The organism is Pseudomonas sp. C2B4 (genome assembly GCF_013359695.1).
In the GTDB taxonomy this organism is placed as follows: domain Bacteria; phylum Pseudomonadota; class Gammaproteobacteria; order Pseudomonadales; family Pseudomonadaceae; genus Aquipseudomonas.
In genome coordinates this window covers 1-10,764 of sequence record NZ_JABFMU010000008.1, presented here as the reverse complement: position 1 = coordinate 10,764, position 10,764 = coordinate 1, and the positions used below count along the sequence as shown (strand labels likewise).

Here is a 10,764-nt window from a genome sequence, read left to right as displayed (position 1 = left end):
CCACAGGGGAACGCATTCCAAATGTGGGAGCGAGCCTGATCGCGAAGAGGCCCGCACCAGCAACACAGGACTCAACCCGGCAGCAGCTCATCGATATGCCGATACTCAGCCTGCAACTGCCCCGCCAACACCTTGCTGCGCCCAAGCCGAATTGGCCCACGCTCGATGTCGATCACCAGCCCCGGACAATCCAGTGCGGGCAACGCCGGCCACTCTTTCAGCCGGCCATCAGTCACCAACAGAAGTCGCTGCTGTTCCGCCGCAAAGCGTTTCTGCCGCGAAGCCAGCCAGCGCCCCGCCTCACCCAACGCCGCCAGCAACGGCGTGCCGCCACCCGCCCCGAGCCCATCGAGCCAGTGACGCAAACCGCTGGAGGCTTTCAAGCCCTGCACTTGCCATTTCGGCGACACGCCGCTGGCGGTGAGCAGGGCCAGGCGAGCGCGCTGGCGATAAGCATCGTCGAACAACCGCGCCAGCAAACCTTTAGCGTCACTCAAGGCTTGATGACGACGGGTCGAGGCCGACGCATCGACGATCACCAGCCACAGCTCATGGGGCGACCGGGTACGCAGTTGAAAAAGCAGATCGGTGCGCTGACGGGGCCGGCCATTGAGCAACGTGCCGGGCCAATTGACCGAGCCGCTGCGGGCGGCATGACGCTTGCCCTGTTTGCCATGGTCCAGCCGTCCGGCGCGGGGTCTGGCATTCGCCCCCGCGTCAGATCGGGGGCGAATGCCTAAGGCTTTTTTGGCCAGCTCGGCACTTCACGTCGAGCGCCAATCGGCAGTGCCTGGGCGGGCATTTCACCCCATTGACCCTCGCCTTCGCTCGGGTTGGCATTCTGTCCGGATGGCGGCTGGTGGGGTTGTGATGCCGGTGGCGTGTGCTCGCGACGGCGATGACGCAAGGCGAACTCGGCGACGGCGTCGATGTCTTCCTCGGCGATGGCACTGGCTCCACGCCACGCGGCATGGGCCCGGGCCGCGCGCAACCAGACCAGATCGGCGCGCAGGCCGTCGACGCCGGCGGCAAAGCAACGCTCAGTGATCTGCGCCAGCGCTGCGTCATCGAGGGGGATACTTGCCAATGCGCTACGCGCCTTTTGGCAACGCTCGCGCAAGGCTTGCTGCTGGCTTTCCCACTCGGCGCAAAAACCTTGGGGATCGCTGTCGAAATCCAGGCGCCGACGGATGATCTGGCCGCGCTCGGTCGGTGCGGTGTGACCGCTGAGGGCGACGTTCAGACCAAAGCGGTCGAGCAATTGCGGACGCAATTCGCCCTCCTCCGGATTCATGGTGCCGATCAAGACGAACTTCGCCGAATGCCGGTGGGAGATGCCGTCGCGCTCCACCAGATTGGTGCCGCTGGCAGCGACGTCGAGCAGCAGGTCGACCAAGTGATCGGGCAGCAGATTGACTTCATCGACATACAGCACGCCGCCGTCAGCCTTGGCCAGCACGCCAGGGGAAAATTGTGCTCGACCTTCGCTCAGGGCCGCGTCGAGGTCGAGGGTGCCGACCAGGCGCTCTTCGGTGGCGCCCAACGGCAAGGTGACGAACTGGCCGCTGGCGAGCAGGTCTGCCAGGCCTCGAGCGAGGGTCGATTTGGCCATGCCGCGCGGGCCTTCGATCAGCACGCCGCCGATCTTCGGGTCGATGGCGGTCAGGTACAGCGCCAGTTTCAAATCGTCGGCGCCGACCACGGCGGAAAGGGGGAAATGCGGGGTGTCGGTCATTATTGAATCTCGGTCATGGTCGGTGATTCCACAGACACCTTAATCTCCCTGTGGGAGCGAGCCTGCTCGCGAAGAGGCCGTCAAACTCAAAGTATTACTTGGCTGACAAATCGCCTTCGCGAGCAGGCTCGCTCCCACAGGGGGATTGTGGTGTATCAGGTGTCTTCTTCTATATCGAGCAGCAAATTCTCCAGCGCCTCGCGATACTCGCCCGGCTCCTTCCACATCCCTCGCTGCTGCGCCTCCAGCATCCGCTCGGTCATGTCCCGCAGGGCATGGGGATTGTGCTCGCGCACGAAATCCCGGGTGCCCGGGTCAAGCAGATAAGCATCGGCCAGCAATGCGTACTGGTGATCGTCGATCAACTGCGTGGTGGCGTCGAAGGCGAACAGATTGTCGACCGTCGCCGCCATCTCGAACGCGCCTTTATAGCCGTGACGCTTGACGCCTTCCAGCCATTTCGGATTGGCCGCCCGGGATCGGATGACCCGGTTCAGCTCCTCCTTCAGTGTGCGGATTCTTGGCAGGTCCGGCTGGCTGTGATCGCCGTGATAACTGGCCGCCGCTTCGCCTCTGAGGCTTTCCACGGCGGCCAGCATGCCACCCTGGAATTGGTAATAGTCATTGGAATCGAGCAGGTCGTGCTCGCGGTTATCCTGGTTTTGCAGCACCGCTTGCACCAGGCTCAAACGCTGGACGAATTGTTCGCGGGCCGCCGTGCCTTCGTCGGAACCGCCATAGGCGTAACCACCCCAGTTCAGGTAGACCTCGGCCAAGTCCTCGCGGCTCTGCCACAGGCGACCATCGATGGCGCCCTGCACGCCCGCGCCGTAGGCCCCGGGTTTGGCACCGAAAATGCGCCAGCCGGCCTGACGCCGCGCCGCCTCTTCATCGAGTCCCGATTTCAACAGCGCTTCGCGCTCGGCCCGCACCTTGGCCGCCAATGGGTTGAGATCATCCGGCTCATCCAGCCCGGCGACCGCCTGCACGGCGGCGTCGAACAGGCGGATCAAGTTGGCGAAGGCATCGCGGAAGAAACCGGACACGCGCAAGGTCACGTCCACCCGTGGGCGGTCGAGCAGGCTCAGCGGCAGAATCTCAAAGTCATCGACCCGCTGGCTGCCCGTGGCCCACACCGGGCGCACGCCCATCAACGCCATGGCCTGGGCGATGTCATCGCCACCGGTGCGCATGGTCGCCGTGCCCCATACCGACAGGCCGAGTTGGCGCAAATGATCGCCGTGATCCTGCAGGTGACGCTCAAGTATCAGGTTGGCCGACTGGAAGCCGATGCGCCATGCGGTGGTGGTGGGCAGGTTGCGCACGTCCACCGAATAGAAGTTGCGCCCGGTCGGCAGCACGTCCAGACGGCCGCGGCTAGGCGCGCCGCTGGGGCCGGCAGGGACGAAACGGCCGCTGAGGGCATCGAGCAGACTGCGCATTTCTGCCGGGCCGCAGGCGTCGAGGCGTGGTGCGACCACTTCGCGCAGGCTATCGAGGATGGCCTGCACCTCAATCCAGCCACCCTCCTGTGGGAGCGAGCCTGCTCGCGAAAGCAGTGGGTCAGTCGACATCAATGTTGGATGTTCAATCGATTCGCGAGCAGGCTCGCTCCCACAGTGGGTCGTTAATGCCTGAGAGATGAGTTGCGTGGCGAACAGTTCGAGTCGTTCTCGGGTATCGCCTGTAGTCCGCCAGAGCTCTTCACTGATCGACGACAACGCTTCGGGACGCGGCCCGCTCCACGGCTCGGCCAACCCGCAATCGAGCGGATCGAAGCCCAACTCAAAGGCCCTGGCCAACGCCCGCAGCAGACTCGACTGCGCCCCACGCCCATCGCCCCGGGGAATGCGCAGCAACGCAAGCAAGGTATCGATGCGCAACCTCCCTGCCGGTGACTCGCCGAACACATGCAGGCCGTCGCGGATCTGCGACTCTTTCAAGTCGCACAAATAAGTGTCCAGACGCGGCAGCCAGATCGCCGCATCGGCATCGCTGTCGAGTTGTTCGTCCAGCTGCAATTCGCGGTCGATGTGGGTGTCACGCACCAGTTGCAGGATGTCCCGTTGCAATTCCCGGGCGCGGCGCGGATCGAGCAGTTGCGCTTCGTAGTACTCGTCCGCCAGCAGTTCCAGGTTACGCAGCGGCCCGTAGGTTTCGGCGCGGGTCAGCGGCGGCATCAAGTGGTCGATGATCACCGCCTGGGTGCGGCGCTTGGCCTGGGCACCCTCGCCCGGATCGTTGACGATGAACGGATAAATGTTTGGCAATGGCCCGAGCAGCGCGTCCGGCCAGCAGCTCTCCGATAAGCCTACGCCCTTGCCCGGCAGCCATTCGAGGTTGCCGTGCTTGCCGACGTGGATCACGCCATGGGCACCGTAGGTGTTGCGCAGCCAGAAATAGAATGCCAGGTATCCGTGGGGCGGTACCAGGTCCGGGTCGTGATACACCGCACTCGGATCGACCTGATAACCTCGCGCCGGTTGAATGCCGACGAAGGTCAGGCCAAAACGCAACCCGGCGATCATCATGCGACCGCCCCGACAAATCGGATCGCTTTCCGGCGCGCCCCAACGCTCCAGCACTGCTAACCGGTTGGCGTCGGGCAGTGCGTTGAACAGGGTCAGGTATTCGTCCATGGCCAGGCTTTGCTGACACGGGCGTTGGTCGATGGTGTCGAGATCGTTGCTGACGCCGCCGAGCAATTGCTGGATCAGCGCTGTGCCGCTGTCCGGCAGTTCGGCGGGCAGCGGGTAACCTTCTTGATGAAGCGCGCGCAGGATGTTCAACGCGGCGGCCGGGGTATCGAGGCCCACGCCATTGCCGATGCGACCATCACGGGTCGGGTAGTTGGCGAGGATCAGTGCAACCCGCTTTTCAGAATTGTGCAGCCGTGCCAGATCGATCCAGCGCCGCGCCAGTTCGGCGACAAAATCCATGCGCTCCGGTTGTGGCCGGTAGCACACCACATCGGACTGGCTGCGCTCACTGCGCCAGGCCAGATCCTTGAAGCTGATGGGTCGGCTGATGATGCGTCCGTCCAGTTCCGGCAGCGCGATGTGCATCGCCAGATCACGGGGGCCCAGGCCCTGCTCGCTGGCGCGCCACCCAGGCTCGTTGTCCTGGGCGCAAATTGCCTGGATCACCGGGATATTGCGGCGAAACGGCCGCAGGTGAGGCGCTTCTGGGCTGGATTGGGCGAATCCGGTGGTGTTCAAAATCACCCCCGCCTCGACTTCATCCAGCCAGTCCTCGACCACCGTCAGGCAGCCGGGTTCTTTCAAACTGGCCAGCGCAATCGGCAACGGGTTCAGCCCCGCCGCCTGCAAACGCTGGCAGAACACATCAATGAACGCGGTGTTCGCCGCTTGCAGGTGCGAGCGATAGAACAACACGGCCGCCACGGGCTGATCGGCCTGCCAGTCGGCTTGCCAATCCTGCACCGTCGCCGGGCTTTTTCGTGGGTGGTAAATCGCTGTGCGCGGAAGGGTCTGCGGCTCGGACCAAGCGTAGTCGCGGCCCAGCCAGCGATGGGCCAGGCAACGAAACAGGTCCAGCGCATTGGCCATGCCACCCTGGCGCAGGAAGTGCCAGAGCCGGTCGCGGTCTTCGGGCGACACGGTGCTCAGGTCACTGAGTTCCGGGTCCGGACGGTCATCGCCCGGCACCAGAATCAGTTGCACCCCGCGCTGCGACAATTCCACCAGCCGCTCGACGCCGTAACGCCAATAGGCGATGCCACCGTGCAGCGAGATCAGAATGACTTTGGCGTGGCGCAGCACTTCATCGACGTACAGGTCGACCGAGGCGTGATTCTGCACCTGCATCGGATTGGCCAGGCGCACGCTCGGGTAATCGTCGGGCAACTGCTGCGCCGCTTCGGCGAGCAGCGCGAGGCTGGAGTCGCCACTGCACAGGATCACCAGCTCGGCGGGGGTTTGTCCAAGGTCGGCTATGTTGTCATCCGACACGAAACCGCCGGGCTGGGTCCTGAGCAGGTGCATGGCTTACACGCTGAGCGCAGCGCGCAATTGCGCTTCGAGCAAGGCGGCGTCCAGTTCCTGGCCGATCAACACCAGACGCGTGACACGCGCTTCGTCGGCGCCCCACTGGCGATCGAAGTGCTTGTCGAAACGGGTGCCCACGCCCTGGATCAGCAGACGCATCGGTTTGTTCGGGATTGCCGCGAAGCCCTTGACGCGCAGGATGCCGTGCTGGACCACCAGTTGGGTCAGTGCGTCGAGCAGCAGGCTTTCGTCAGCTTGCGGCAACTCGATGGAGATGGAATCGAAAGCGTCGTGGTCGTGATCGTCTTCGCCTTCATGGTGGTGATCGTGATGGCTGTGACGGCCGTCGATGTGTTCTTCAGAGCCCGCACCGAGGCCGATCAGCACGTCCAGCGGCAGGCGACCGTTGCTGGCTTCGATCACTTTCACCGCCGGCGGCAGTTCCTCGGCGACTTCAAGGCGCACGCGGGCCAGGTCTTCCGGGTTGATCAGGTCGGCCTTGTTGAGGATCACCAGGTCGGCGCTGGCCAGTTGGTCGGCGAACAGTTCGTGCAGTGGCGACTCGTGGTCCAGGTTCGGGTCGAGTTTGCGCTGGGCGTCGACCTGGTCCGGGAATGCCGCGAAGGTGCCAGCGGCGACGGCCGGGCTGTCGACCACAGTGATGACCGCGTCAACAGTGCAGGCGCTGCGGATTTCCGGCCACTGGAAAGCCTGGACCAGCGGTTTTGGCAGGGCCAGGCCCGAGGTTTCGATGAGGATGTGGTCGAGATCGCCGCGACGGGCCACCAGTTCGCGCATCACCGGGAAGAACTCTTCCTGGACGGTGCAGCACAGGCAACCGTTGGCCAGTTCATAAACCCGGCCAACGGCTTCTTCTTCGGTGCAACCGATGGAACACTGCTTGAGGATTTCGCCGTCGATACCCAGCTCGCCGAACTCGTTGACGATCACCGCGATGCGGCGGCCCTGGGCGTTGTCGAGCATGTGCCGCAGCAGGGTGGTTTTGCCCGAGCCGAGGAAGCCGGTGACGATGGTGACGGGAAGTTTGGCCAGTGTTTTCATCGGATGCCCTTTGGCAAGGTGGCGGGCATACGGGACGAGAACCGGCAACGCGCATGCGCGCCGGAAGCGTTCGCCACCGGATCACCCCGCCCGGTTGTAGTGAGAATCTGTTTCGAGGCAGGTCTCCTGGCTGACGGTGTGCCAATCGTTGGACTGGCGTTCGCTGCGCCTTCCCGCGGGCTCAGGACCTGAGCGTGCAGTGGCGTGGCAGCGAACATCACCGTTCACAGTTGCGGGGGCAGCCGCGGCTTTGACCGCGTTCCCTTCTTAGCTTCGACAAACGCCGAAGAACCTCGAAAGCGCAAGGCTACGCATCGTATTGGGGCGGGTCAATGTCTTGTAACACCCGCACCGGCCCCTTCGCGAGCAGGCTCGCTCCCACAGTGGAGTGCGATCACCTGTGGGAGCGAGCCTGCTCGCGAAGAATTCACCTCGGCTTCAAGATGAGAACCCTTGCCAATTGACGCCCCACCCCCGCCCATGCTCTCCTACACGTCTTGTTACGGGTGCCCTTCACAGGGTGAAACGGGAAACCGGTGAATCATGTGCTTTACTCCTAAGCCATGTCAGTCCGGTGCTGCCCCCGCAACGGTAAGCGAGCGAAGCGTCAGATCCACTGTGCCAATGAGGCATGGGAAGGTGATGCTTGAAGGTCATGGCATACGCCTGCACCCCTCGTGAGCCCGGAGACCGGCCCGCAACACGAAGTGATCAAACTTCACTGAATGACAAACCCGCGGTGGGCGGGCGCTGTTCGAATCCCTGCGCGCGAAGGCGTGCGGAGGCTCTGCATGCGCTTTTGATTCCCCGCTGACAGACCAGAGGGATACGCCATGTCGATTATCAGCAGCACCGGCCACAGCACCACCGCCAGCAGCACCACCACCCTGACTCAACGCCTGACCGCCGCCGTTTGCGCGTCGATCCTCGGTGCGTGCCTGGTCTACTTCGCCGGTTTCTCGCACATCGAAGCGGTCCATAACGCCGCCCACGATACCCGTCACAGCTCCGCGTTCCCGTGCCATTGAGACCTGTCGACATGATCAAGCGTATTGCGCAAACCGCAGGCTTCACCGGGCTGCTGGCCGCCCTGCTGCTGACCCTGCTGCAGAGTCTCTGGGTCTCCCCGCTGATTCTGCAGGCCGAAACCTACGAGAAATCCGAACCTGCCGCCGTTGAAGTGCATGAACACGCCGCCGGCGTCGCCGCCCACACCCACGATGCCGAAGCCTGGGAGCCTGAAGACGGCTGGCAGCGCGTGCTGTCGACCACGGGTGGCAATCTGGTGGTAGCCGTCGGTTTTGCCCTGATGCTGGCCGGCCTGTACACCCTGCGTGCCCCGACCAAAACGTCCCAGGGCCTGCTCTGGGGCCTGGCCGGTTACGCGACCTTCGTACTGGCGCCGACCCTCGGCTTGCCGCCTGAGTTGCCGGGCACCGCTGCTGCCGATCTGGCGCAACGGCAGCTCTGGTGGATCGGCACCGCTGCCTCCACCGCCGTTGGCATCGCCCTGATCGTGTTCAGCCGTCACTGGCTGATGAAAGTACTTGGCGTGGCGATCCTTGCCGTTCCTCATGTGATTGGCGCGCCGCAACCGGAAGTGCATTCAATGCTCGCGCCGGAAGCCCTGGAGACCCAGTTCAAAATCGCTTCGCAGCTGACCAACGTCGCGTTCTGGCTGGCCCTGGGCCTGATCAGCGCCTGGCTGTTCCGCCGCAAAAGCGATGGTCAGTACCACGCATGACTGATCAGAGCACAGCGCCGACCCTGGTGGTCGGCCTGGGCTGCCAGCGCGGCTGCCCCGTCAGCACGTTGCGCGCACTGCTCGATCAGGCGCTGCAAGCGCACCGAATAGGACTCAGTGAAATCAAGGCCCTGGCCAGCATCGATTTAAAACGCGATGAACCGGCCCTGATCGAACTGGCCGAGCAGCTGGGCTTGCAGATGATGTATTTCAGCAGCGAACAACTGTCGGCTTATCAACCGCAACTCAGCCACCATTCCGAGATTGCCTTCGAACGTACCGGCTGCTACGGCGTGGCGGAAAGTGCCGCACTTGCCCTGGCCGAACACCTGGCCAATGCACCCGCGAAACTGCTGATCCCGCGACAAAAATACGCCCAGGCAACATTGGCGTTGGCCTGCGCTGCGTAAAATCCCCGATAATCCCCGCACTCGATCATGAGCAATCTTCATCTGAAGCCTTGCCCAACCCCTTTTTCCCACAGGAATCGACGATGACCGTCTACTTCATTGGCGCAGGTCCCGGCGATCCGGAATTGATCACTGTCAAAGGCCAGCGGCTGATCCGCAGTTGCCCGGTGATCATCTATGCCGGCTCACTGGTACCCACCGCCGTGCTGGAAGGCCATTGCGCCGAACAGGTGGTCAACAGTGCCGAACTGCACCTGGAACAGATCATCGACCTGATCAAGACCGCCCATGCCAACGGCCAGGACGTCGCCCGCGTGCATTCCGGCGATCCGAGCCTGTATGGCGCCATCGGTGAGCAGATTCGTCATCTGCGCGAACTCGGCATTCCGTTCGAGATCATCCCCGGCGTGACGGCGACGGCGGCTTGTGCGGCGCTATTAGGTGCTGAGCTGACACTGCCGGACGTGTCGCAAAGCGTGATTCTGACCCGTTACGCCGACAAGACCGCCATGCCTGTTGGTGAAGAACTGGGCAACCTGGCGCAGCATGGCGCGACCATGGCGATCCATTTGGGGGTCAATCATCTGGAGAAGATTCTCGCCGAATTACTGCCGCATTACGGCGCGGATTGTCCAATCGCAGTGATTCATCGGGCGACCTGGCCGGATCAGGATTGGGTGGTGGGGACACTCGAAGACATTGCCGGGAAGGTTGCAGCCAAGGGGTTTCGGCGTACGGCGTTGATTTTGGTGGGCCGGGTGCTGGGTAGTGATCACTTCAGCGAGTCGTCGCTGTATCGCGCCGGGCATGCGCATCTATTCCGCCCCTGAGCCGAGCACCACCCTGTGGCGAGGGGATTTAGCGAAGCGTCGCACCGCCCCGTTGGGTCGCGAAGCGGCCCCCTGCATTCTTCAGATGTACTCCGTAAGCAGGTTTGGCGACGGCTTCGCCGCCGAACGGGGCGGTGCGACGCTTCGCTAAATCCCCTCGCCACAGGTTATGAATCATCCATAAAAAAACGGCGCTCACGGGGCGCCGTTTTTTAGTTCGCAGAGAACACCTTAGTAGTAGGCGTTTTCTTTCTGCGTGTGGTCGGTGACGTCGCGGACGCCCTTGAGCTCGGGAATGCGCTCGAGCAAGGTGCGCTCGATGCCTTCCTTCAAGGTCACGTCGGCCTGGCCGCAGCCCTGGCAACCGCCACCGAACTGCAGAACGGCGATGCCGTCTTCAACCACATCGATCAGGCTGACCTGACCGCCGTGGCTCGCCAACCCCGGGTTGATCTCGGTTTGCAGGTAATAGTTGATACGCTCGTTGATCGGGCTGTCGGCGTTGACCATCGGTACCTTGGCGTTTGGCGCCTTGATGGTCAGCTGGCCGCCCATGCGGTCGGTGGCGTAGTCGACAACCGCGTCATCCAGGAAGGCTTCGCTGAAGTGATCGATGTAAGCAGTGAAGCTTTTCAGCCCCAGTGCGGTGTCTTCGGGTTTTTCTTCGCCCGGCTTGCAGTAGGCAATGCAGGTTTCGGCGTACTGGGTGCCAGGCTGGGTGATAAAGACGCGGATGCCGATGCCCGGGGTGTTCTGCTTGGAAAGCAGATCAGCCAGATAATCGTGGGCGGCGTCGGTGATGGTAATAGCGGTCATGGAAACTCCTCGCAGGCTTGGGCGCAGTTTACGCCAATCAACGCGCCGGACAAAGTCCTAGTATTTTTGTCGGGAAAGTTGCGCAACAAATCCCTGTGGGAGCGAGCCTGCTCGCGAATACGGAGTGCCAGTCACCATCATCGTTGTCTGACACACCGCC

General features: G+C 63.0%; 9 protein-coding genes and 2 riboswitches. Of the genes, 4 read left to right on the top strand and 5 right to left on the bottom strand.

Translation table 11 applies throughout. From position 1 onward, the window contains the following. Positions 1-71 precede the first annotated feature (71 nt). The 4 genes from HNQ83_RS08385 to cobW form a co-directional block, all read right to left on the bottom strand. Positions 72-617, bottom strand: a complete 546-nt coding sequence (locus HNQ83_RS08385) for a VWA domain-containing protein (RefSeq protein ID WP_306155444.1) — start codon at positions 615-617, stop codon at positions 72-74. Between the two features lie 119 nt (positions 618-736). Next, entirely contained in the window at positions 737-1,735 is a 999-nt protein-coding gene (locus HNQ83_RS08380) for an ATP-binding protein (protein WP_175388524.1), read from the bottom strand. Between the two features lie 155 nt (positions 1,736-1,890). Next, the gene (gene cobN / locus HNQ83_RS08375; RefSeq protein ID WP_175388523.1) at positions 1,891-5,739 is read right to left on the bottom strand and encodes a cobaltochelatase subunit CobN; all 3,849 of its coding nucleotides are present in this window, start codon (positions 5,737-5,739) and stop codon (positions 1,891-1,893) included. 3 nt (positions 5,740-5,742) lie between these two features. Then, a complete protein-coding gene (gene cobW / locus HNQ83_RS08370) occupies positions 5,743-6,804 on the bottom strand; it encodes a cobalamin biosynthesis protein CobW (RefSeq protein ID WP_175388522.1) in 1,062 nt (353 codons plus the stop codon). 98 nt (positions 6,805-6,902) lie between these two features. After that, positions 6,903-7,115: riboswitch (cobalamin riboswitch) on the bottom strand. Between the two features lie 176 nt (positions 7,116-7,291). After that, positions 7,292-7,518, top strand: a riboswitch (cobalamin riboswitch). A 119-nt stretch (positions 7,519-7,637) separates the two neighbouring features. Here cobW and HNQ83_RS08365 point away from each other — a divergent pair. From HNQ83_RS08365 to cobM, 4 genes are all read left to right on the top strand, one after another. Beyond that, entirely contained in the window at positions 7,638-7,832 is a 195-nt protein-coding gene (locus tag HNQ83_RS08365) for a CbtB-domain containing protein (RefSeq protein WP_175388521.1), read from the top strand. Between the two features lie 11 nt (positions 7,833-7,843). After that, positions 7,844-8,548 (top strand): CbtA family protein, encoded by a 705-nt coding sequence (locus tag HNQ83_RS08360; RefSeq protein ID WP_175388520.1) that lies wholly within the window; start codon positions 7,844-7,846, stop codon positions 8,546-8,548. Beyond that, positions 8,545-8,958: a cobalamin biosynthesis protein gene (locus HNQ83_RS08355; protein ID WP_175388519.1), complete on the top strand. Its 414-nt coding sequence runs from the start codon at positions 8,545-8,547 to the stop codon at positions 8,956-8,958. Before HNQ83_RS08360 ends, HNQ83_RS08355 begins: the two co-directional genes overlap by 4 nt. Before the next feature lie 83 nt (positions 8,959-9,041). Beyond that, complete coding sequence (cobM, locus tag HNQ83_RS08350) at positions 9,042-9,788, top strand: precorrin-4 C(11)-methyltransferase (protein ID WP_175388518.1); 747 nt, start codon at positions 9,042-9,044, stop codon at positions 9,786-9,788. A 231-nt stretch (positions 9,789-10,019) separates the two neighbouring features. Here the strand turns inward: cobM and nfuA are convergent, their stop codons facing one another. Continuing rightward, on the bottom strand, positions 10,020-10,604 hold the full coding sequence (gene nfuA / locus HNQ83_RS08345; protein ID WP_008059275.1) for a Fe-S biogenesis protein NfuA: 585 nt from the start codon (positions 10,602-10,604) through the stop codon (positions 10,020-10,022). Positions 10,605-10,764 lie beyond the last annotated feature (160 nt).

Bases quoted from the DNA above. Each gene is read 5' to 3' on its own strand.
- nfuA (WP_008059275.1), bottom strand. From the start codon at position 10,604: ATGACCGCTATTACCATCACCGACGCCGCCCACGATTATCTGGCTGAT.
- HNQ83_RS08365 (WP_175388521.1), top strand. From the start codon at position 7,638: ATGTCGATTATCAGCAGCACCGGCCACAGCACCACCGCCAGCAGCACC.
- cobW (WP_175388522.1), bottom strand. From the start codon at position 6,804: ATGAAAACACTGGCCAAACTTCCCGTCACCATCGTCACCGGCTTCCTC.
- cobM (WP_175388518.1), top strand. From the start codon at position 9,042: ATGACCGTCTACTTCATTGGCGCAGGTCCCGGCGATCCGGAATTGATC.
- HNQ83_RS08380 (WP_175388524.1), bottom strand. From the start codon at position 1,735: ATGACCGACACCCCGCATTTCCCCCTTTCCGCCGTGGTCGGCGCCGAC.
- HNQ83_RS08360 (WP_175388520.1), top strand. From the start codon at position 7,844: ATGATCAAGCGTATTGCGCAAACCGCAGGCTTCACCGGGCTGCTGGCC.
- HNQ83_RS08355 (WP_175388519.1), top strand. From the start codon at position 8,545: ATGACTGATCAGAGCACAGCGCCGACCCTGGTGGTCGGCCTGGGCTGC.
- cobN (WP_175388523.1), bottom strand. From the start codon at position 5,739: ATGCACCTGCTCAGGACCCAGCCCGGCGGTTTCGTGTCGGATGACAAC.